This is a genomic window from Rhodococcus sp. NPDC056960 (assembly GCF_042674125.1).
Taxonomy (GTDB): domain Bacteria; phylum Actinomycetota; class Actinomycetes; order Mycobacteriales; family Mycobacteriaceae; genus Rhodococcus_F.
Map to the genome: position 1 here is coordinate 89,843 of NZ_JBHURF010000028.1, position 21,152 is coordinate 110,994.

The following is a 21,152-nucleotide window of genomic DNA, read 5'->3' on the forward strand; positions in this document are numbered from 1 at the left end:
GTTGCGCAATGCGTCGCTCTGCAGTTCTGGCGTCACAACGCTCCAACGTCAAGAGGGAACTGTCCGCTTCCGTGCCACTGACTCGCTGCGCTGGGGGCCCTGCGTTGTGACGCGCCAGGTGGCTGCAATAGGACGACCGTCAGAGCGCGGGTCGCACTTCATGAATCTCGTCGTCATCGGACGTCAACTGCAGTGCCCAGGGCGTCGCCTGCAAGCGCTTGAAGAGCGCCAGCGAATCGACGCGACGCTCGTCGACTTCACCCTTCGAGTCGACGGACACGACGAACGGGTACTCGTCGCCCTCGTCGTAGCCGATGATGGCCGCCGCGGTGTCGCTGAGTCGGACGACGGGTGCGCCCTTCCTAGTATCGCCGGTCTGCGCGCCGATTGCCGAGACCATTTCGTCGAGTGACCGCGGGCCGCGCACTTCGATTGTGTCTGTGTTCGCCATCGGTCACTCTCACCTCCTAGCCTGGGGACCGGATCTCGACCGTAACCCTCGCGCAATCGACGGGGCCAGCAGTTTGTGGATCCGCGTGCCCCGTTCTCGCGACATTGAGGCCGCCGTGTTGGTGTGAACATCGGCGGCTCGGTGCCCCTCCGCGGGATCCCGCGAGGCCGGTGACGGACCGGCATCATCGGCAGGCCATCCGGAGCGCTGACCGCCCAGCTCAACGGCGACCGAATTCGGCCCAAATGCTGCTGACATCCGATGCGGTCCACCGCTGTCCTTTGCCATTCGATCTGAGGCACGACAGGGTCGCTGACCAGCGGTGCCTCGACAATGTGGCAATACGGCGCCGTGGCGTTTCTGCCACATTGTTGAGGTAAGGGGGCGTCGAGCATGCGGCTCGTTGGCGAGAACGTGCAGGTAGGTCGATTGTCTGCCCCAACTTTGTGGCAGAAATCCTGCACTTGCCTCGGGTGCCACGGCAATGCCTCAGATCCGACGGCACAGGACAACCGCTGACATCGAGTGATCGATACTCACCCCTGCAGGGACCCTGCGGCGGCTCACTTCCGGTTTATGCGCGGTTGGTGACGAGAATTCCGCTTCCCGCACCGTCTCCCCGAAAACCGCACCTCAGCGCACTTTTCGCGGTGAAATAGTGTCGGAGGGTGCCGATACCATGCTCGGCATGACGATCGACCAGGGCTTACGTCCCCTCGAACTGCCGGCGGCTGCTGTTACCGGCGACGCACCGGTGTTCCCGGATCTGTCGGAGGCGGTGGCGGCGCGGATTGGGCGGTCGATGGCCGAGTCCCGGTCCGAGGGCACCCGCCGCACCTACGCCTCGGCGTGGCGACGGTTCACGCAGTGGTGCACCGCCCACGGTCATGCTCCGTTGCCGGCACACGAGGCGACGGTCGCGGCCTATCTGGTCGATGCCGCCGACACCATCGGCCCGGACGGGATCCGGGTGTATGCGCCGGCCACCCTGACCAAGTGGGTGGCCGCGATCGCCCATCATCACCATCACGCCGGTCACGTGTCCCCGACCGGGCAGGAGATCGTGCGGGCCACCCTGTCCGGGATCCGCCGGGACTACGCCGCGGTGGGGGACAGGCCTCGCACCCCGCGGGCCGCGCTGCTGACCGCCGACATTCTCGGCATCGTCACCGCCGCCCGGACTGCGGTGGAGGGGTGGGCGGACGCGGTGCTCGAACGCCGTGACAGCGCACTGATTCTGATGGGGTTCGCCGGCGCCTTCCGCCGCAGCGAACTCGTCGGCCTCAGCGGCGGCGACGTGCGCGTGCACCGGCACGACGGTGTGCACGTGCAGCTGCGCCGATCGAAGACCGACCAGGAAGGCGAAGGCACCGTGCTGGCGCTGCCGTTCACCGACCGCCACGACAGCTGCCCGCCCTGCGCGTATGTGCGGTGGGCGCAGGTCGTTGCGGCGTTCGACACCCGCGGCCGCCCCGGGGTGATCCGGCTGCTGACCACCGCGGAACCGTTCGACACGCACGTGTGCCGGGGTACGGTCCCACGCACGCAGGCGCGGGCGCCGCTGTTTCGGTCGATCCGCAAGAACGGCAACCTCTCCGACACCGCCCTGTCCGGGGCGGCGGTGCACAAGGCGATCCGCCGCCGCGCCGGCAAGGCCGGCTACGAACCGGACCAGGTCAGCCAGCTCGGCGGACACTCACTGCGGGCCGGGTTCGTCACCCAGGCCTTCCGCAACGGCGCCGACGCCCACGCGATCATGCGGCAGACCGGACACACCACGCCCGAAATGGTCGAAGCGTATGCGCGGGAACGAACTCCGCTCGTCGGAAACGCCGTCACCATCCTCGGTTTGTAGCCGATGTACGCCACCACACCCGGCACCGGCGATGTACCCACGCCGCCACCGCCGCGTCTGTCGACCCGGGACCGGCACGTCTGGGTGCTGTTCACCGACTGGTGTGCCGCGACCGACCAGCCGCCGACCCCCGCCACACCGCAGCAGTTGGCCCGCTTCCTGCGCGACAACCCCGCCGCCCCGGCCACCCAACGACGCCGGGTCAGCGTTATCAACACCGTCCACCGTGGGCAGGGGCACCCGGCCCCCGGCACCGACGAGGCGATCCGCCGCGTCCTCAACACCACCAGAGCCGCCCGGCTGCACCGTGTATCGGCTCTCGTCGCCGAAAGGCTCCCGCAGATTCCTACTGCCGGCTGGCCAGCCGGATTCTTCGGCCGCCGCGACCGCCTCATCCTGGCCCTGGCCGCGGCGGGGGTGGGGTTCGAGCAGATCGCCCGGCTCCGCCGCCGCGATCTCACCGCCACCGGCGATCACGGTGCACCCCTCCAACTGTGCATCGACGGCGGCCGGGTCGACCTGCCCGAGTCGCCCGAGATCCCTATGGCGGCGATCTACCGGGACTGGATCGAGGTCCTGGGATTTCTCGACCAGAACGACGCCACGACCACGATCGCCGAGCACTTCACGGCCGGACGCGAGCTGACCGGGTTCGACGCCGGCTACCGCGCCGACGACCGACCGCTGCTGACCTCGATCAACCGCTGGGGACACACCCCGCTCGACCCGGCGCCGCCCACCGCCCGTGCCGTCACGGCGATCGTCCGCGCCCACCTGACCGGAACCGCACCCGCACACATCCTTCCGCCGCCGAAGCCACGGAAGCCGCGGCGGGATACGGCGTCCGACAGGTATCCGATCGACGACGGCCGGGTTCTCGATCCGTCCTACTACGAACGGGGCACCGCGGCCCGCCGCAGCGCCCACCATGAGCTGACCGACGTCACCGACCTTCTCGACGACATCGAAGACCGTGCCGACCAGCTGTTGGTCGAGCTTGCCGGCATCCTCGACGATGCATTCTGAAAGCTGGCGTCCGGTCCGATCGATATCCTGGTGTCGACGGCCCGGAGGAAACCCTGACTCGAACAGATGATCCGCATGCAGTTCAATGAGCGGTTCTACGACGACAGCAACTTTCTGCCGATCGGAATGCCCATGCCGGACCCATACACCACCGGGGTACTACTCAACAGGCTGAAACTGGGCAGAGCTGATCGCGCGACGCAGTTCGCCGGTATCTCCGAGTGGCTCCGCGATCACACGCCATCGGCCGGCCTCGTCCGCAGCCTCCGCCGCCGTGGCTTCGGTGATCTCCTCGACGGAGGGAACGACCCGCAACCATGAGGCGACGGGCGCTCGCGAGCCGTCCTCGTTGCGCAAACTCAACAGTGAGGTCGGACCTGAGTGGTCAAGCGGGCCGCGATCTCGCTCGTTCGGTGTCCGGCGCGTCGTACCGGAATTGTCGATCGACACCTATAACGAACGGGGCGGGACGGATTCACCAGCTGCAGGTTCGCCGTGGAGCGCCGTTCGCGGGTGTGCCGGTATGGCGGCGACCAGGACGGTCCCAGGTGGCCGCAGAAGGGCGCTCAGCCTGTTTTGCCTCCTCGGCCGACCTCGGTAACAGCTCACGAAGCCAGTGGCCGGGTCGGTCGGCTACTACGCACCCTAGAAACGGGGAGACGCGGGCATAGAGTCGACGAGGGGGCGGGCACGGTGGTAAGCGTTAGGTCGCGGCGCGCGTGCCCAACACACCGTTATGCCACAGAGGATTTGGGCTGGGACTGTTCACCCCTGGGATGAACAGTCCCAGCCCGTTGGATCAGTGACGCTCGGTGAGTGCCTGAATGAGCGCTTGCAGTCCGTCGGCGTCGAGGTAGTCGACCAGGGCGTCGGCGAGGGTGACGGGGTCGGCCTCCATGCGGCGGAAGGTGCGGGTGACCTTCGCGGCGGTGACGGGAGTTCGTGCCAGCTTACGGTTTTCGGGTTCAGGTGTGGGGCCCGGATCGGGCTTTTGGTGTTCCCGTTGTTCTTGTTCGGCAGCCCAGGCTTGGACCTGCGCCTCGGGTGGAACTTGGGCCAGTGAGCGTGCGGTACGGACAGCGAGTTCCCCGTTGCGCAGGGCGGTTTGCAGTGCGGGGGCGAGGTTGAGCAGGGACCGGCGTTGCGAGATCCAGCCTTTGGACTTGGAGAGCTTGAGGGAGGCCTTCTCCACGGTTCCGCACTCTTTGATCAGGAGCTCGACGGCCTTGGCTTCTTCGATGACGTCGAAGTCTCGGCGGCCGACGTTCTCGATGACCGCCGCGGCGAGCAGGGTCTCCCGGTCGGTGGCGATCTCGTCCTTGACGACGATGTCGAGGTTGGGGCGGCCGAAGTTGTGCGCGGCGGCCAGACGCCGGCAACCGTTGATCACCACCCACCGGGCGAGCCCGATCGTGGTTTCGTCTTCCGGATACAACCCCAGGTACGCGGCCCGGGTCACCACCAGCGCGGGCTGCAGCTGGGTTCGGGTGATCGAGACCAGATCTTTGAGGTCGCCGAGGTCGTCGCGCGGATTGCGGGGGTTCGGTGCCAGCTCGCTCAGCGGCACGTTGGTCGGGGCCACGCGGTCGATGGGCCGGTCGACGGGGGAGTTGTCGCCGACGACGCCGGCGAGGGTGGCGAGGTTGGTGCGGGTGCCGCGTGCCATCACCGACCACCGCCGATCCGCAGTTCCAGGGCGAGTCGGTAGAAGTCCTCGCGGGCCTGCAGCGCCACCCGGTTGGCGGGGTATTCGGTGACGACCAGGCCGTCGGCGCTGGCTCGGGCGTGCAGCTTGTAGTGCCGGATCACGGTTTTCGCCAGGGGCCACTTGTTCGCTCGGACGAAGTCCTTCGTTTCCTCGAGGTCGAGTTTGCCGTCGCGGGGGTCCCAGTTGTTGATCACCACGGTGAACGGAATGCCGCGGGGTTCGAGGACTTTTCGGATGGTGCGGGCGGTCGGATCGAAGCAGAGCGGTTCGGTTTCCATCGGCACGATGACGTGATCGGCGACCTCGAGCACTGCCCGCAGGGCGTCGGCGGCGGGGCCGCGGCCGAGTGGGTCGGAGGTGTCGTCGCCGGCGGCGAGGTCGATCCAGCCGGGGGTGTCGACGTAGGTTTCCTCGATGCCGGGAAGCTCGCCGAGGCGTCGGAGTCCGGTGAGGTCGTCGTGTGCCTGCACGATGTGGAAGGGCAGGTTGTCGAGGCGGTCCGCCCACCAGATCGCCGATCCCTGCGGGTCGATGGACACCGCGGCGACGGGGGAGGTGGCGTCGGGATCGTCGTCCTGGTTGAGGACATCGGCGGCGACGGCGGCGAGATTGACCGTGATGGTGCTTTTGCCGACGCCGCCCTTCTGGCTGAGAAGAACTTGAATGGCCATGAGACTCTTTCCGTTTGCTTCACCCACCGGTGTGGGCTACTTCGGACGGGATGCACGGTACGGCACCGGGCGGGCGCGTCGGGTTCCGACACGCTGCCGCACGCCGGAATTGACGCGCGGATCACCAGTGCGTCGTGGCTCAGTGAAACTGATGCCGCAACGATGTGCCGGCGTTCCGCTCGGTTGATTACATTCGGCCGACAGTTGAACCCGCCAGGACGTCGGTCCGCGACCAGGTCGATCCCGCATCGGGTTCACCCGGGGCGGCATCGCGCACTCGCCGGCCGCATCAGATCTGTCGAGTCGGCATCAGGTGCCCTGAGCCGGGCGACCAGTTCCGCCCCAAAATGTCCGTTTTGTCCGTTGTTTACCGCGGTAAACAACGGACAAAACGGACATTCGTAGTTTCAGTGCTGCTCGAAGAGCGCTTCGACCAGTGCGGCGGCCGACGCGGTCTTCGCCGCGGTCTTGGCGGTCGCGTCGGCGATGGCGGTGTGGCCGGCGAGGTGCACGGTGGCGGTGAAGCGGGGTGCGTGCGCGGGCCCGTCGGTGCGGAACTCCCACTCCGGCGGGGCCTGCTGGTTGTTCTGGGCCAGGCTCATCAGCCAGGCGGTGGGGTTGGACAGGGCCTTGGACTTCTTCGCCCCCTCCAGGTTCAGTGCGGCCGGGGCGGTCGCACGGTGCGGGCTCGCCGACGTGGCAGGGCCGGAATCGCTCGCTGTAGGTGAGGGAACCGCAGGCAGCTGAGTGGGCTCCGCGACGGGCCATTCCGGTTCGGTGTCAGGGTTTTCGGTGGCGGCCAGCTGCGCGCGTATCGCGGCCCAGAGAGCGGCCTGTTCGGCCGGCTTTTTCGCCGATCCGATGGCCCACGGCCCGCGGATGCCTAGGTGGGTGGCTCGGGCGGCGAACAGTGGGTGGTGGTCGGCGCCGTTGCGCCGGATCTCGAGATCGGTGGGCGGTTGATCGGGGTGGGCCTGCCGCCACACCGACACCACACTGGGTCCCATCTCCGGGTGGGTGGCGGCGAGGGTGTCCAGGACGCGGAGTTGGATGGGAAGCCAGGTGGGGTCGGCGGCGTCGATCAGGACCGCGGCGTCCGGGGCGGTCAGCAGGTCGGCGTCGATGCGGCGGGCGAGCTCCGTGGCGAGTTCGGCCCGAAGTGGCGTCGCGGCTTCGGCTTTGAGGGCCTTGTGGAAGGTGCGGGTATCGAGAGCAGCAAGATCGCGTGCCGCCTCCTGGGCCACGAGACGTTGATCGGCGTGCTTGAAACGATTCTTCTTCGCCTCCCGGGTGGCGCGGGTGCGCCGGTTCAGGTCGGCACCGAGCGCGGCCAGTTGATCTCCGGTGTAGGGGGCGGGGGAGGAGTCGAGATGGGCGAAAATGATCCGCTGATTGATCAGGTCCGCCACCCGCCGCAGCGGCGAGGTGACATGGGTGTACGCGCTCAGACGGAGTCCGGAGTGACCGTGGACGGTCGGATCGTAGCTGGCGGCCCGCAGCGTTGAGAGCAACCTGCCGCGCAGTTTCGCGAACAGGTCCGGGTCTCCGGCCGCGGCGGCAATCTCGGTCATCAGCTCGTCGGTGCTGCCGGCGACCGGGTTGGCGCGGTGATTGCGAAACAGGACCGGCAACCCCCGCTCGACGCACCACAGGGCGACCGCCTCATTCGTGGCGATCATCAGCTCCTGCACGATGACGTAGGCGACGGTCCGCAGCGAGTCCGGGATCGCCACGATCGCGCCGTCCTCGTTCGCGGCCCAGCCGCGGGTGACGTCGTAGAACGCCAGCGCCCCGCCGTCACGCCGAGCGGTCAGCAACACCTGTGCGGCCGCATCCGCGGCGGCCAGCTGTTGGTGCAGCGGATGCTGCGGGTCGGACAAGATGCCCGGGACTTCGGCGTGATCGACCGCCACGCACCGGCCCGGCCGGATCTGCCCGCGGCCGACAGTGACGTCGACCAGCTGACCGCCAGTAGTAATGCTTCCGGTGACCCGCAGGCTGGTGCGCCGTGCATCAGCGGTGAGGGTGGCGGCCTGCTCGGCGGACTCGCCGAGCATCGGAATCGTGCGGCCCGGCGGGTACCGCGTCTCAGCCCGTAGAAATGCCTGCTCGTCGGCGACCGACCCGAGTGCGACGACGTCGGCGACGCCGGCGATATGAACCTCGACCGCCCACCCACGGCCGTCGGCCCGCGGGATGACGGAGAAGGCGTCGTCCCGATCCCGCGCATACCGCGAGTCGATCATCAGCAACGTCGACATACCGGTCACTATCGAAGATGTCATGGTCGCCGTCCCCCTTGATTCCGCATGCCACCCGACGATAACCAAACTCCGTCAAACGTGTCCGCGACGCGCCCGCGGCGACATCACCTGCACATCCGTGGAAACCGGCTTCAGGTACGGTTTGTTTACCGCGGTAAACAACGGACAAAACGGACATTTGCTGACGCGTGTGCGGGTGCCCTGGCCCAGCGCATTTGATGTCAACTCAGCAAATCTGATGCAGTTGGCAGTCGATCCGATGCCTGGCTCCGTCAATCTGATGCCGACGTGACTGGATTCAGCGCCCATCTCGCAAGACGCAGGGGCTGCCCGCCTTACTGGGCGAAAGAACAACACAATTCAGTTCCACGCGCATCAGATTGACTGAGCCGGGGGATGATCGCGGTGCCTCGATCAACCTGATGCATCAGCTGATCAGAGCTTCCCTGCCGCGCATGAAGTGCACTGAGTCGAGACAGCGAATGTCCTGACTCGGTGAAGGGTGACGGAGACTCATTGGATGTGGCGAGAGCCGCGGGCTATCTGACGGACGGTTCAATGAACCTGGCGAATCCCAGGTGCCACCCGCGATCGGGAAAGAATCGAGGTACCGAAGTTCCATGCTCGCCACATTCTTGAGTCCGAAGTTGCCGCGGCGACTCAATGGACCTGGCGAACAGTAGTTGCGATCTCGCCAAATTTACAGAGCCAGGACAGCGAGGATTGCCTCGGCCAAGGAAGCCCTCCCCCCACGATCGATGGTCACGTCAAACGTGAACCGACAGGCGGGATTCGTGTCTGCACCCAGGTCGCCTCGCCGGCAGGGTCCGGCAATTCACAGAACCGCCGTCGCCGGCCGCCGATTTCGTATAGGGCGATTTGCCTGTTGCGGTGCGTTCGCTTGTGTATCAGATTCCGGGATTCACCACTACATTTGTGAATCCACCGGTGCGTAGGGATGCATGCTCCAGTGCATCGTTGGCTTTTTCGAGGGGGAATGCCGTGTGGTCGAACGCTGTCAAGTCCAGAGTGCCTGCACTAGCCATGGCGGCCATGTCTTGTCCATCGGAAACCTCAAACCAGAGGGACCCGATGATGGTGATGTTCGCTGTCATCAATCTGTACATTTCGAGGGGTAGGGGTGCCTCCATCGCTCCGATGCTCACCATTCGACCGCCTCGGCGCAACGAGTCGAGACAGTCGAGGGTGAGTTGTGCGGGCGATGTTGCTGATACGGCATCGACGAACACGTGCGGGCCAAGACTGTCAGTTTCTTCTCGCGCCCAGTCCTGGATGTTGCGGTCTCCTACACGCATGACGCGCACGCGTTCGGGGTCAAGCAGGCGTAAGCGTTCGAGTAGTTCGGTTTTGCGTCCCAACGCGAGGATCCGAGTCGCGCCCATGGCCAAGGCGTTGAGCACCGTGCTGACGCCGAGCGTTCCAGTTGCCCCGTTGATGAGAACGGTCTGTCCGGCTCGCACGCCGGCCTTGCGTAGGCCCGCATATGCTGTGCCCAGATACCCAAAACGGCTGGCTTGTTCGAATGTGACGGGCGCCGGGAGAACAACCAGCCCATCGGCGGGAGCCTTCATGTACTCGCACAACCCTCCGTGCGGGTAGTCGCGGAAGAGCCGTGCGGAACCGGGTCCGAAGCCGAAGTACCCCTGGAAGGTGAAGGCCGGGTCGTTTACAGGTTCGCCGATTCGGGAGGCATGCGAATCGCCCGAATGCCGACCGGGATTCACGTAGACGCGATCTCCCACCCGGACATTCTCAACCTGCGACCCGACTTCAGCCACAACCCCCGCGGCGCCGAGGCCGAAGATAGCCGGGAGTTCGGGAAGTGGGAGGAAAGGATTCTTTTCCGGGTAGACCGATATGACGTTCTTCAAGTTGGGAATCATGTTGCAGGCCTTTACTTCGACCACAACATCGCGAGGCCCGGGCGAGGGCCGCTCCACCTCGTCGATGGTGAAATTGTGGCCAATTTCGTGAAGGCGTGCTGCGCGCATCGTTGTCATGCCATTCCCTGTTCTTGTGATCGGTTACTTGATGTGGTTGAGCCCCAGGGGCAATGCCTCAAGGCATCACGCCGGTGCGAGTGCCTCGAGGAATCGCGATGATTCGCTGACGGTGGCAAATAGCGCCATGGATGCGAGGCTTGCCTCGTGTGCGGCGGGATCGGCTGCCGAACAGAGGTCATCCAGCACCGTGCAGTGATATCCGAGATCGGCTGCCTGCCGAACGGTGGCTTCTACCGAGGCATTGGTCGCGACACCCGCTACTGCGACAGACGTGATCCCTCGCTGTGCCAGTTCCTCGTGCAGTGCCGATGCGGTGAACGGACCTGGGCGCACGTGAGTGAGGACGATGTCACTTTCGTCAATCGCGATTGCCGACACGATGTCGGCGGCGGCGGTACCGTCCTTGAGCGCACCCATGTCGGTGACCAACTGAAGCAGCGGCATGTTCGCCTCGAGATCGGACGAATCGTCGGCGAATGCGATACGAAGGAACACAACGGTCACGCCGACAGCCCTCGCCGCGCGTGCGAAATCATCCGTGCTCTCGATAATCCGGCAACGCGCGGCTTCTGCAGCAAAGACGCCGCCAAAAGCGCCGTCCGCTTCGACGATGTCCGGTTGCAGGTGCACGAGTAGGACCGCGGTTTGGTCGACTGTCACAAGGGTGCCTTTCGGATCGTGACCAGGGCAAACAAGTCAAGCAGGGCCCTGTGATGGCGGTAACAGTATTCGCGGAATAGTCGATTCGTCAACACAGATTATTTTCTGTCCTGGGTTATGCTTTGTCTATGGCCCAGCGAGGAGAAGCGCAGACTCTGACGGAGCATGTTCGGGGGCTGTTGCGTCGCGATATTCTGGCGGGAGTCTGGCCGCCCGGGTCTCGACTTCAGCCCGCTGCGTTGGCGCGCAACTACGGCACGAGCACGACAGTGATCCGCGAGTCGCTCGCTCGACTGGGGCAGGAGCACCTTGTGACGGCAAAGCCCAATCAGGGTTTCTTTGTCATGAGCCTTTCGCTCCTAGAGCTGCAGGACCTCACATTGGTCCGTTCCCACAACGACACCCTTGCTCTCCGGCTCGCGATCGAGCGCGGCGGCGTGCCGTGGGAGACCGACATCATGAGCGCCTTCCATGTGCTTACACGCACGCCGAGGCGCTCCGCCGAGGATCCCGCGCACACAACCGAAGCCTGGTCCACGGCACACCGCAATTTTCACGTCAAGCTTGTTGAGGCGTGTGGCATTCAGATGCTTGTCGACGCGACTGAGGCGCTCTTCGATACGACCGAGTTGTACCGAAGGTGGGCTGCCCCATCCACCGTCGCCAGTAGGAGATCGGTGGACGATGAACATCGGGCGATCCTGGATGCATGCCTCGCAGGCAATGTGGAGATGGCTCAGGACAAGCTGCGCGAGCACTACGAGACATCACTCGATGTGATCCTCCAAGCTGGCCTCACCGCCGAGCGGAACGTTCGGGCCGATACTGGTTCGATCGATGGCTGCGCAACCGAGCGGTGACATTTCGAGCTCGCCGGAGTGGACGAATGAAGTCGTCTCTGCGGAAGTTGAAGTCGTAGCACCTTCTCCACAAAGCACCCAACTACCATTCGTCCGTGTTCGTCTATTGACGGGTCGGAACGCCTCAACGAGTGGTACCGCACACGCATCGAAGTCGACTGACGGGCGCCGCCCGGACAGGCACCGGGCAGTCGTCAAAGACGGACCGAATAGGGGTTCTCACCATCCTGACGCTGCCTGACGTGTCGTCGGGAGGCCGATTCGGGCCTCGCCCCGGTGTGGCTCGCTGCTGAGAGTCATCAGGTGGTGTCGACCCGTGGCCTCGGCACCGGGAGTAGCGAGTGCCGGGCCGGTGCTCACGGTGGGTATTCGTTGGTGGTCCTATTCGGGGGAGGCGATGATGACTGCGTCCAGAGCGATCAGGCCGTCCGCGGTCTGGCGGAGCGGGTTGATTTCGATGTCGGTGATTTCGGGGTGGTCTGTCAGATATCCCGCGATCGCTGTCACGATGCGTCCGAAGGCGGCGCGGTCGAGGGCTGGTGCTCCGCGCCAACCGTTCAGGAGCGGTGCGCACAGTAAGTCGTCGAGCATTGTGGTTGCGGCCCTCGGGGTGACTCGGTGGCTGCGGATGGCCACATCGCCGAGTGCTTCGGCGGCGGTGCCGCCGAGGCCTGCGACGACGATGGGTCCGAACACCGCGTCTCGACGGGCGCCGAGGAAAAGGTCTGTTCCCGGCACGGCCATGGTTTCGACCAGGTAGGCGGGGGCGGCGAGGGAGTCGAGGATGTCGAGCGCGGCGTCGAGGTCGGCCGGGGTGCGTATCCCCAGGTGCACACCCCCGATGTCGGTCTTGTGCAGGACGGTCGGGTCCAGAATCTTCACCGCCACCGGCAGGGTGAGCTCGGTCAGGGCTTGGTGGGCGTCAGCGCGGCTGCCACACACTCGGCGGGCCGGGGTGGAGAGTCCCAGCGTGTCGAGGAGGTCTTTGGCGGCGGCTTCGTCGGCTGGCAGCGTCAGAGCTGGGAGGGGAATGGTTTCGGGGGTTTCGGTGGGTTTGTGGAGGTATTGCAGACGGGCATCGTGCACGAGGGCACGGATTCCGGTCGCCAGGGCGGTGGGGCTGGGCAGGACGGGTACGTGGAGCCGGGTGGCGGCGTCCGCGGTCGGAGTGATCGCCGTGGCCGGGCCGCCGATGCCGAGTACTACCGGAACAGCGGCGTGGACTCCGGAGGCGTGCACGGTGTCGGCGAGGTCGATTGCATCGGGTTCGGCCAGCGCGTAGACCGCGAGAGCATCGATGTGGGGGTCGGCGGCGGTGGCCGAGAGCACGGACGCGAAGGTCGGGCCGGGACGCCCGGTGTCGACCGGGTTGGCCTGGTAGGTCATCGGGGGCAACAGTGTGGCCAGCCGGTTCTGCGTGTGCTCGGTGAGAGCTGGGATGCGCACGCCCTGTGACTGCAGCTCGTCGAGCACCATCAGACCGGGACCGGCTTGGGCGGTGACCAATCCGATGCCCGCGTTCGCGCAGGCAGGCAATCGGCTGTGGCTGAGCACGGCCACCGCGTCGACGAGCTGCTGTTCGGAGTCAACGACCACGGCACCGGCTTCGGCCAGCAGTGCCCGGGTGACCCGCCAGGAGGTGGCCAGCGCGCCGGTGTGGGATTCGGAGAAGGCCGAAACGTCACTGCGGCCAACGACGATCGCCACGACCGGTTTGACGGCGCTGGCGGCACGGACCGCAGCCAAGAGCCGCTGTCCGTCGTGGACGGACTCGACGTGCAGGGCGATCGCCGAGATCGCGGGATCGTGACGCAGATACTCGATGGTGTCGATCGCCGAGACATCGACGCAGTTGCCCAATCCGACGCCGATGCCGACCCCGACACCCCGCTCGGACAACAGAAAAGACAGAGCGTGGTTCATGCCGCCACTGGCCGCGACCACCGCCACGGTGCCGGCTTTGATGTGCTCGACAGTGGGGACGAAACTGACGACGGCTTCGCCCGGGCGGAAGAAGCCGGAGGTGTTCGGTCCCAGAACCCGGATGCCCGTCGTCGCACTGATCTCCGCGATTCGCTGTTGCAGCGCGGTTCCTTCGGTGCCGGTTTCGGCGAAACCGCCCGAACAGATCAGGGCGGCTCCGATACCGTGTTGCGCGGCCTCTTCGAGGGCGGCAGGTGTGGCCGCGGCGGGAATGCACAGGACCGCGAGATCAATTGTGTCGCCGTGTGTGTCGGTGGCCGACTGCAGGGAAGGATGGAGCACACCGTCATTGGCCCGGGGATTGATGCCGTAGGCGGAAACGCTGCCGCTGCGGGTGAGGGCCTCGAGCATCACGGTGCCGAGCTTGCCGGGCGAGGTCGAGGCCCCGACGACGGCGACCGCGCGCGGTCGGAACAACCGGTCCATGCCGGAGTGCGCCGTGACGGCGGGCGATGTGGCGGTCGGTACGGTCATCGGCGGGCCTCCGCGTAGCTGGGATAGGAATGGGTGGACGTGGGTTCGTATTCGTAGGCGACGGCGTCGGCGCGACCGGCGAGCACCATGGTGGCGGCATTGTCGCGTTCGTCGACGGCGCGGCGGGTGCGCACGGCGGTCGGTGAGTCGATCAGAATCGTCGGGAGGTGATGGGTTAGCCGGACGTACTCCGAGGTCAGTACCCGTGAGAGGGCGGTTCCTCCTCGAACGGCGACAGCCGCGGGGCGGCGGGAGCACACTGCGTCGAGCTCGCCGCGCGTGGCGTCGTCGAGCCGGGTGTGGTCGATCGTGGGGGCGGTGAAGAGCACGAGACCGGGGCTGACTCTGAGGTCGGGGCCGGGGGTAAAGGCGGTGACGCTCACGCTGCCGTCGCCGATCCGCACGCCGGTGTCGGTGCCGGCCTGGACCTGCAGGAGGCGCGTCCCGAAGGTGACATCACCGATTTGCAGGACCGTCTCCAGCGGTCCGGTGCCGTGCCGCCGGTTCCATGCCTGCTCGGCCATGCTGACAAACCGCGGATCCCGGAGCCGAATCTTCTCCGTGGAGATGGCGCGGCTGAAGAAATGAAATCCGAACTGCCACGGCTCGAGGCTGCGGTGGTAGTCGGCGAAGTGATCCCACCAGGCCAGGCTCGGCAGGGAGGCGTCCTGGATGCGGGAAACGAGCGGGTGGCGGATGTCCTGGAAGCGCGCGAGCGCGGTGTCGAGGTCGGTGTGGTGGTCGGCGAGGGCTTGGGCGAGCCCGGCCGCGTCTTCCATGGCCATCTTGGTGCCGGAGCCGACCGAGAAGTGGGCGGTGTGGACGGCGTCTCCGAGTAAGACCACCGGTGTGCCGCCGCCCGTTCGGGTGTACCAGCGGTGGGTGCGGCGGGTCCGGAAGTTGGCCCACCGCGAGTTGTTGGCCACCAGGCGGTGCCCGGGTATCTGCTCGGCGAACAGGTGCTCGAGGTACCGCTGGGTCGTCTCATCAGACGGCCCGGCAGGAAGGGTGGTGTCGAAGCCGTCGAGGCCGGCGCGATGCCACGTCGGCTCGTCGGTTTCGACGATGAAGGTGCTCAATCCCGACCCGATCGGGTAGGCGTGGACGGCGAAGTTGCCGTGCTCGGACTCCGCGTGCAGAAACGTCAGACCGTCGAACTCGTAGGTGGTGCCGAACCAAATGAATTTCACGGCTGCCTCGTCGACGGTATGCCCCAATTCCCCCAGAAACCTTTCTCGGGTCGATGAATTGGCTCCATCGGCGGCCACGATGAGGTCATAGTTTCCGCTGGCATCGAGGGTGTCGACGTCGACGGCAGTGGAGAAGTGCAGCCGGGCACCCATCTCCGTGGCCCGCTCCCGGAGGGCGTCGAGCAGTGTTCGGCGGTGGACGGCGGCCATCCCGTTGCCGCCGGCGGGCATGCTCTGGCCTTTGCTGCGGACCTCGATGGTGTCCCAATGTCGGCCGTTGTGGGCCAACGTCTCCCGTAGCACGGGATCGACTTGGTCGATGGTGTCGAGGGTGGCATCGGAGAAGACGACTCCGAATCCGAAGATGTCGTCGGCGCGGTTGCGTTCGAAGACATCGATCCGGACGTCCGGGATCTTGTGGGCCAGGGCGATCGCGGTGAACAGGCCGCCAGGGCCGCCGCCAAGGCAGGCGACGCGCAACGGAGCTTGTGGGGGTTCGGGATACTCGTTGGCAGGAAACATCGGTGTCCAGGTTCCTTAATCTTGTCCGGTGACTGCGCCGGCACGGCTGTGGTCCGCCTCGGGGGTCGGCCTCGTGCGATTCAGTGCGGGCTCACACCGCTAACCCACAGACGGCGGCGGTCGCCTGCAGTTGCCGCAGCCCGAGGATCTCGCGCGCTTCGGCCGGGGTGGCGGGTTCGCATCCGAGTTCCCGGATGATCCGGACGGCCCGCTCGACGAGTTCTACGTTGGTGGCCAGCCTTCCCCGCTCGTAGTAGAGGTTGTCCTCGAGACCCACCCGGATGTGGCCACCGAGCAGGACGGCGTGGGTGATGGCGGGCAGTTGCGCCGCGCCGACGGCGGAGACGCACAGCTCACTGCCGGCGGGAAGTTCCTCGACCATCTGGTGCAGGGCTCGTGGGGTGTAGGGCATGGCGCCCTGGAAGGGGCGTTCCAACCCCAAGACGACGTTGATCCAGTACGGCTGCGAGTCGAATCCGGAGCGGATCAGCCGCGTGCAGTCCTGGACGAGGTGGGCCGGGTTCATGACCTCCCATTCGGGTTTGATCCCGAGTTCACCCATACGAGCCGCCATTTCGTCACATTCAGTGGGGGAGGTCTTGCAGAGCAGCTCGCGTCCACGCCCGTTGATCACGAAGGTTTCCGCATCGAAGGTGGCCATCTCGACGCCGGGTGCCTCCAGGCCCTTCATCCGTTCCCGGAAGTCGATGCGCCACTCGCCGGTGTCGTACTGCTTGATCATGTCCCCGGTGACCCCGCCGCCGGTGGAATTGTTGATCACCACATCGCATCGGCTGCGGGTGAGTTCGTTGATCGTCGCGTAGACGTCCGGGTTGCAGGTTGCCTGCAGGTCGCCGGGTCGGCGGGCATGGATCGCCGCGATGCTGGCGCCGGCGTCGACGCAGGCCGCGATGTCGTCCGCGATTTCCTCGGGTGTGACCGGTAGGTGCGGGTTCTCGTCCTTGGTGGCCATGCCTCCGGTGGGGGCGATGGTGACGATCACCTTGCGCGGGGTGGTCTGGGAGTGCGTTACGTGTGCCATGGAATCACTACCTAGGGTTGGGGGGCGCGAGTTATGTCCGGGCCAGGTCTTCGGTGCGGCCGGCGTCGGTCAGATCGAGGTCCACGTCGTGGATCGGGTCAGTGTCCTTGCGGTGCAGGTCCACTGCGAGCAGGGCACCGGAGACCGGGCATGCCCACCCGGTCACGGTGAGCTCGTCGTGGAGGGTGGCACCGGCACGCTCGGGCAACTCGAAAGGGAATGCATGGGCACCGGCCCGCCACCGGGTAGATCCCTCGGCCAAACGTGCGCCGTCCACCGACTCCACCCGCCAGGTGCCGTCGACCGCTCGGATCAGGCGCAACCGGTCGCTCAGCGGCAGCCAGCTCTCACCCTCGGCCAGAGTGCGGGGTGGCAGGTGCGGGTCGATTGCTGCCGGCAGTTCCGGAACGGAGTCGGGGGCGACCCCGAGTCGGGCGGCCCGCAGCGCGCGGCGGTGCCTGACGGTGGCCCGTGGGTCCCAGCCGGTGATCCTTCCCGACGAGTTCGTCTCGACGACGACTCCGTACGTGTCATATGCCGCTCGTCGGCTGACGACGTCGCGACGGAGGTCGACGAGAACATCGGCGGGGTCTCGATCGAGCGGGTCGCCGACACCGCCCCCGCCCTGCCAGGTGACGGCGAAGACATCGGTGTTGCGTAGCGGGAAGGCTCCCGGCTTGGGGCCGAGGTTGGTGAAGATTTCGGAGTGGTCGGCTGCGGCGCCGAGCGCCGCCACTGCCGCGGGCTCGGCTGCGGCGAGCAGGTTCGGCGCCAGCGATTGGTGAATCAGTCCGCCGGGAAGGCCGCCGCCCAGTCCGGCGGAGTTGGGGACCTCCGCACCGTGGGTCATCACCAGGGCTTCGGCCTCCTCGACGGCGATCGTGAGGGCGATCTCGGCGCCCAGCCCACCGCGGCGGCGACCGGCGCCGCCGGTGTCCCGCGCCAGACGGCGGTACAGGTACACCAGCGGGGTGCCCTGCTCGTTGACCTCCACATCGGCGATCGAGGGGCAGGGGGTGTTGATCGGTCCGGCGGCGTCTTGACCGTCGTGATCATCGAAGGCGCCGAATCCGCCGGCGAGGGGATCCATGAGGTGGAGTCCGAAGTTCTCGCCGAACTGGTTTCGGCCGCTGAGGTTGAAGGTGGCCATGGTGCCGCTGTTGACTGCCTGCGCCCGGTGCGCATACGCGGGGGTGGCGGCGAGCAGGCGGTTAAGGGCGGCGGAGACGACATTGCTGACCACCCACACCGTTTCCACCGTGGCGCTGCCCACGGGTGCCGGCGGCAGCGCGGTACAGATCAATCCGTCCGGTGCGACGATCTCGGTGGGGCGTAGCAAGCCGTCATTCCAGGGAATCCCGAATCCGAGAGTGGGAATGAGTGCCCCGGCGACGCCACCGACCAGTCCGGCTCGCGAACAGTTGACGAAACCCATTGCTTGCTGTGATGATCCGGAAAAATCGAACCGAAGATGGTCAGCATGCTTGGTCAGGACCAGATCCACCATGTAAAGCGTGTTGGCGTGCCCGTCGTGCTCGAGGAAGTCCCGGGTGTGGACGACGCCGTCGGGCAGCTCGAGCAGGCGGCGGCGCAGCGAGGCCTCTGCGTCGTCGACCATGGTGGCCATCGCAGTCTGGACCACGTCGGTGCCATAGCGGCGGCACAGTTCCGTCAACCGTTCTCCGGCGACGTTCAAGGTCGCGATGAAAGCGCGGATGTCCAGACCGACCTGCGCCGGCAGCCGAGTGGCTTGCAGGATCATCTCCAGCACGTCCTCGCGCAGGGTGCCACCGGAAACCAGTTTGACGGCCGGGATCCGCAATCCTTCCTGCCAGATCTCCTTCGCCTTCGGTGACCAGGACGCGAAGTCCATGCCCCCGATGTCCGTCTCGTGCGCCATGACGCCGGCCCAGGCGACCAGTTCACCGTCCACGAACAACGGTGCGCACATCTGCAGGTCGTTCTGGTGCAATGCGCCGACGAACGGGTCATTGCCGATGATGCGGTCGCCGTCTACGAGGGGACTGTCGGCGTTGAGGAGATGCCGGATGAGGGCGCCGACCGGGGGTGCCTCGAACGTGACCTGGTGACCCATCGTGGCGAACGACCCATCCGGCAGGTACAGGCCGGTGAAGAAGTCGCTGGCCTCGGTGACCGTAGGGCTCCCGCTGACCGCCTGCAGGGCCAGACGCATCTGATCGGTGATGGCGACCAGACGGCTCCGCACCACTTGGGCGATGACCGGATCGGCTGTGGCAGTGTGCTGGTCGTCGACGTTGCTGCTCATTACTTGCCTACCTTCACGTGAATGGCGCCGTGGTTGTCCGTTGATGCCGTGCCTGCCGGCGGGACCACCACCACGCAGCCGGGCAGCTGAATCAGGGCGGGTCCGGCCACCGTCTGCTCGGGGGCGGGCCAGGAGCAGCCGTAGATGGTGGTGGGCTCCGGAGCGGCGGGATCGTCGAAGACGACATCGCGGACACCGCGCTGCTCGAACGGCTCTCCGACGGTGGTGTGGGTGGGGGCGATCGAGTCGAGCGTGGCGATCGCTCGCACCGAGAGGATTTCGAAGCCGGCTTCGCGGAAGCCGGCACCCTTGCCGAAGAGCAGTTCGTACTCGCCCTCGAACCGGATCAGGAGCTTGGCCAGGTCGGCGGCATCCGGAGCGGCATCGACGGCGACGTCGATGTGGTGTGCCTGTCCCCGGTAGCGGACGGCCACCGTGTAGCTCACCCGGGCGGCCTCCGGGTCCGGGATCGCCGCCAGGACACGGTCGCGGGTGTCGATCAGCGCGGTGTCCAGTGCGGCGGCATGGGTGTGGTCGGGATCGACACCGGGGGAGAGCCGCAGGTAGCAGGTGCGTGCGGCAGTGGTGCGCTGGTCGCTGGTGCCCGCACCGTAGGCGGATTGGGCGGTGGCGGTGGCGGGGACGATGAATCCGTCCAGGCCGAGTTCTCGGCACAGTGCCCAGGCATGGGACGGGCCGCTGCCCCCGCCGGCGACGAGAGTGAACTCGCGGGGGTCGTGGCCGCGTTCGATCGTGACCGAACGCAGCAGGTCTGCCATGGCCGAGTCGAACACCTCCCGCACCGCCCGGGCGGCTTCGGTGGCGTTCAGGCCGAGAGGGGAACCGATCTGTTCTGCCAGCGCGCGGCGCGCGGCGGCGACGTCGAGGCGGATGCCGCCGGATCCGAAGCGATCGGGATCGAGGACGCCGAGCACCAGATCGGCGTCGGTTGTGGTGGGTTCGGTGCCGCCCTTGCCGTAACAGACGGGTCCGGGTGTGGCGCCCGCGCTGCGGGGCCCGACGGTCAACACACCGTCGCGCACGGCGGCGATCGAGCCGCCGCCGGCACCGATACTGGCGATGTCCACGCTCGGTACGCGCATGTCGGCGCCCCCGAAGGTGACCTCGTCACGCAGCAGCGGGGCGCCGTCGACCACCACGCCCACATCGAAACTGGTACCACCCACGTCCAGGGTGAGGATGTGCGGCCGATTCATGTTCTTGCCCAACGACTGTCCCGCCACCACACAGGACGCAGGGCCGCTGAGCAGACCCTTGACCGGGGAGGCAGTCAAGGTGGTAGCCGGGACGACCCCACCGGCGTTCGTGGTCATCATGATCGGTGCCGTCATGCCCAGCGCTCGCAACTCGTTCTCGAGCGTGACCAGGTAGTTCCCAGCGACCGGTCCCAGCGCTGCGTTTGCCGCGGTCGTGGAGGCCCGGGCGTACTCGCCGACGCTGGGTGCGATGTCGTGCGACAAGCTCACGAATGCATCCGGGAGGACTTCGTGAACCAGCCGCTCAACCGCCAATTCGTGGATGGGATTCTCCGTGGCCCACAGCAGGCAGACGGCCACGGCTTCGACGTTCTCCTCCCGCAAAGTCGCCAGCGCCTGCCGTACGGAGTCCTCGTCGAGTGGGGTGAGGATCTCGCCCTGGGGGTTGATGCGCTCGGTGATCTCGGCGACGAGGTCGCGGGGCACCAGCGGAGCGGTCCGTCCTCGCAGGTAGTAGTTGCCCAGGTCGAGTCCGGTCAGGCCGGCGGTGCCCCGGCGAAGCCGGCCGATCTCCAGCACGTCGCCGAAGCCGCGGGTGGTGATCAATCCGACCTTGGCTGATGCCCCGGTCAGCAGAGCGTTCAGGCCGACAGTGGTGCCGTGACCGAAATGGGAAACTCGGCGGCACATGTCCGCGGTGGGCAATCCGGCGAGCTCGGCGGCCAAGTGCACGGCGTTGATCACGCCCGTGACAACGTCCGAGGTAGTGGGGGACTTGCAGACTAAGGACGTGCCGTCCGGTGCTCGAAGCCAGAGGTCGGTGAAGGTTCCTCCGACGTCGGTGCCGATCACCCATCCAGTGGCATCGTCGGCGGTCAGTGGGCGCGGAAAATCGGGGGATGCCAATGTGGTTCAGCT

15 protein-coding genes are annotated in these 21,152 nt (G+C 66.5%); 4 read left to right on the plus strand and 11 right to left on the minus strand.

What is annotated here, in order from left to right; translation table 11 throughout:
• Positions 1-139: 139 nt before the first annotated feature.
• Complete coding sequence (locus ACFTWF_RS35180; RefSeq protein WP_378465699.1) at positions 140-451, minus strand: hypothetical protein; 312 nt, start codon at positions 449-451, stop codon at positions 140-142.
• Positions 452-1,130: 679 nt separating this feature from the next.
• Here ACFTWF_RS35180 and ACFTWF_RS35185 point away from each other — a divergent pair.
• The 3 genes from ACFTWF_RS35185 to ACFTWF_RS35195 all read left to right on the plus strand — a co-directional run bounded on the left by ACFTWF_RS35185 (position 1,131) and on the right by ACFTWF_RS35195 (position 3,653).
• Positions 1,131-2,306 (plus strand): site-specific integrase, encoded by a 1,176-nt coding sequence (locus tag ACFTWF_RS35185; RefSeq protein WP_378465700.1) that lies wholly within the window; start codon positions 1,131-1,133, stop codon positions 2,304-2,306.
• Between the two features lie 3 nt (positions 2,307-2,309).
• Entirely contained in the window at positions 2,310-3,332 is a 1,023-nt protein-coding gene (locus ACFTWF_RS35190) for a hypothetical protein (protein WP_378465701.1), read from the plus strand.
• Positions 3,333-3,407: 75 nt separating this feature from the next.
• Positions 3,408-3,653 carry a hypothetical protein gene (locus ACFTWF_RS35195; RefSeq protein ID WP_378465702.1) on the plus strand — a complete coding sequence of 82 codons (246 nt, stop codon included), beginning with the start codon at positions 3,408-3,410 and terminating at the stop codon, positions 3,651-3,653.
• 478 nt (positions 3,654-4,131) lie between these two features.
• Here the strand turns inward: ACFTWF_RS35195 and ACFTWF_RS35200 are convergent, their stop codons facing one another.
• The 5 genes from ACFTWF_RS35200 to ACFTWF_RS35220 all read right to left on the minus strand — a co-directional run bounded on the left by ACFTWF_RS35200 (position 4,132) and on the right by ACFTWF_RS35220 (position 10,659).
• Positions 4,132-4,998: a ParB/RepB/Spo0J family partition protein gene (locus ACFTWF_RS35200; RefSeq protein ID WP_378465703.1), complete on the minus strand. Its 867-nt coding sequence runs from the start codon at positions 4,996-4,998 to the stop codon at positions 4,132-4,134.
• Positions 4,998-5,711, minus strand: coding sequence for a ParA family protein (locus ACFTWF_RS35205; RefSeq protein WP_378465704.1), 714 nt, complete (start codon positions 5,709-5,711; stop codon positions 4,998-5,000). Before ACFTWF_RS35205 ends, ACFTWF_RS35200 begins: the two co-directional genes overlap by 1 nt.
• A 407-nt stretch (positions 5,712-6,118) precedes the next feature.
• A complete protein-coding gene (locus ACFTWF_RS35210) occupies positions 6,119-7,996 on the minus strand; it encodes an RNB domain-containing ribonuclease (RefSeq protein ID WP_378465705.1) in 1,878 nt (625 codons plus the stop codon).
• 887 nt (positions 7,997-8,883) lie between these two features.
• Complete coding sequence (locus ACFTWF_RS35215) at positions 8,884-9,996, minus strand: alcohol dehydrogenase catalytic domain-containing protein (RefSeq protein ID WP_378465706.1); 1,113 nt, start codon at positions 9,994-9,996, stop codon at positions 8,884-8,886.
• Positions 9,997-10,062: 66 nt separating this feature from the next.
• Positions 10,063-10,659, minus strand: coding sequence for a cysteine hydrolase family protein (locus tag ACFTWF_RS35220; protein ID WP_378465707.1), 597 nt, complete (start codon positions 10,657-10,659; stop codon positions 10,063-10,065).
• Positions 10,660-10,787: 128 nt separating this feature from the next.
• Here ACFTWF_RS35220 and ACFTWF_RS35225 point away from each other — a divergent pair, with 128 nt between their 5' ends.
• Positions 10,788-11,519 carry a GntR family transcriptional regulator gene (locus tag ACFTWF_RS35225; RefSeq protein WP_378465708.1) on the plus strand — a complete coding sequence of 244 codons (732 nt, stop codon included), beginning with the start codon at positions 10,788-10,790 and terminating at the stop codon, positions 11,517-11,519.
• 381 nt (positions 11,520-11,900) lie between these two features.
• On the opposite strand, the gene ACFTWF_RS35230 is transcribed toward ACFTWF_RS35225, so the two are convergent.
• From ACFTWF_RS35230 to ACFTWF_RS35250, 5 genes are all read right to left on the minus strand, one after another.
• Entirely contained in the window at positions 11,901-13,976 is a 2,076-nt protein-coding gene (locus ACFTWF_RS35230) for an acetate--CoA ligase family protein (protein WP_378465709.1), read from the minus strand.
• Positions 13,973-15,688 (minus strand): FAD-dependent monooxygenase, encoded by a 1,716-nt coding sequence (locus tag ACFTWF_RS35235; RefSeq protein WP_378465710.1) that lies wholly within the window; start codon positions 15,686-15,688, stop codon positions 13,973-13,975. The genes ACFTWF_RS35230 and ACFTWF_RS35235 overlap by 4 nt, the downstream gene beginning before the upstream one ends.
• 91 nt (positions 15,689-15,779) lie before the next feature.
• Positions 15,780-16,730 carry a 3-keto-5-aminohexanoate cleavage protein gene (locus ACFTWF_RS35240; RefSeq protein WP_378465711.1) on the minus strand — a complete coding sequence of 317 codons (951 nt, stop codon included), beginning with the start codon at positions 16,728-16,730 and terminating at the stop codon, positions 15,780-15,782.
• 31 nt (positions 16,731-16,761) lie between these two features.
• On the minus strand, positions 16,762-19,017 hold the full coding sequence (locus tag ACFTWF_RS35245) for a hydantoinase B/oxoprolinase family protein (RefSeq protein ID WP_378465712.1): 2,256 nt from the start codon (positions 19,015-19,017) through the stop codon (positions 16,762-16,764).
• On the minus strand, positions 19,017-21,140 hold the full coding sequence (locus ACFTWF_RS35250; protein WP_378465713.1) for a hydantoinase/oxoprolinase family protein: 2,124 nt from the start codon (positions 21,138-21,140) through the stop codon (positions 19,017-19,019). The genes ACFTWF_RS35245 and ACFTWF_RS35250 overlap by 1 nt, the downstream gene beginning before the upstream one ends.
• Positions 21,141-21,152 lie beyond the last annotated feature (12 nt).

Bases quoted from the DNA above. Each gene is read 5' to 3' on its own strand.
- ACFTWF_RS35180 (WP_378465699.1), bottom strand. From the start codon at position 451: ATGGCGAACACAGACACAATCGAAGTGCGCGGCCCGCGGTCACTCGAC.
- ACFTWF_RS35185 (WP_378465700.1), top strand. From the start codon at position 1,131: ATGCTCGGCATGACGATCGACCAGGGCTTACGTCCCCTCGAACTGCCG.
- ACFTWF_RS35190 (WP_378465701.1), top strand. From the start codon at position 2,310: ATGTACGCCACCACACCCGGCACCGGCGATGTACCCACGCCGCCACCG.
- ACFTWF_RS35195 (WP_378465702.1), top strand. From the start codon at position 3,408: ATGCAGTTCAATGAGCGGTTCTACGACGACAGCAACTTTCTGCCGATC.
- ACFTWF_RS35200 (WP_378465703.1), bottom strand. From the start codon at position 4,998: ATGGCACGCGGCACCCGCACCAACCTCGCCACCCTCGCCGGCGTCGTC.
- ACFTWF_RS35205 (WP_378465704.1), bottom strand. From the start codon at position 5,711: ATGGCCATTCAAGTTCTTCTCAGCCAGAAGGGCGGCGTCGGCAAAAGC.
- ACFTWF_RS35210 (WP_378465705.1), bottom strand. From the start codon at position 7,996: ATGACATCTTCGATAGTGACCGGTATGTCGACGTTGCTGATGATCGAC.
- ACFTWF_RS35215 (WP_378465706.1), bottom strand. From the start codon at position 9,996: ATGACAACGATGCGCGCAGCACGCCTTCACGAAATTGGCCACAATTTC.
- ACFTWF_RS35225 (WP_378465708.1), top strand. From the start codon at position 10,788: ATGGCCCAGCGAGGAGAAGCGCAGACTCTGACGGAGCATGTTCGGGGG.
- ACFTWF_RS35230 (WP_378465709.1), bottom strand. From the start codon at position 13,976: ATGACCGTACCGACCGCCACATCGCCCGCCGTCACGGCGCACTCCGGC.
- ACFTWF_RS35235 (WP_378465710.1), bottom strand. From the start codon at position 15,688: ATGTTTCCTGCCAACGAGTATCCCGAACCCCCACAAGCTCCGTTGCGC.
- ACFTWF_RS35240 (WP_378465711.1), bottom strand. From the start codon at position 16,730: ATGGCACACGTAACGCACTCCCAGACCACCCCGCGCAAGGTGATCGTC.
- ACFTWF_RS35245 (WP_378465712.1), bottom strand. From the start codon at position 19,017: ATGAGCAGCAACGTCGACGACCAGCACACTGCCACAGCCGATCCGGTC.